This is a genomic window from Roseibium sp. RKSG952 (assembly GCF_009711355.1).
Genome location: NZ_SMMF01000228.1, coordinates 1 through 409 on the forward strand (window position 1 = coordinate 1; position 409 = coordinate 409).

Below are 409 nucleotides of genomic sequence, written 5' to 3' on the forward strand. Positions count from 1 at the left end.
GGAACATATTGCAACGCCCGGCCGTATTGCTTCACTGCCTCGAGGCACACCTCCTCCGTTCGGAGGCCTTCCGGAACAAAGCATAACGCCCGGCCGTCTTGCCTCACCGCCTCGAAGTGGATATTCGGTGTCTGAAGGGCTTCCGGAATATATTGCAACGCCGTAACGTTTTGCGTCATTGCCCATTCCAGCAATGGCAGGAAACGCTCTGTGTTCCGAGTGATGATTTCCTCGCTGATATCAACACCGTCGGCGTCTCGGAAATAAAACAAGCGTTCGGTAACCCATAGCTGAAACTTACCCGTAGTCTTGAGGTCGATGATAATGAAGGGCGCTTTTTGGTGATGGTCGAGAAACGCATTGCCGTTCTCGCCCGACATGCACCACCGCGTGCCGCGTCCCCACCATT

Annotated in this window: 1 protein-coding gene; it reads right to left on the minus strand. The window is 54.5% G+C overall.

Annotated elements, in window-relative coordinates; all coding sequences use genetic code 11:
- Positions 1–380, minus strand: a 380-nt coding sequence (locus E1297_RS00560) for a DUF4116 domain-containing protein (RefSeq protein ID WP_196223087.1), incomplete at its 3' end; no start/stop codon positions are given.
- Between the last annotated feature and the right edge of the window lie 29 nt (positions 381–409).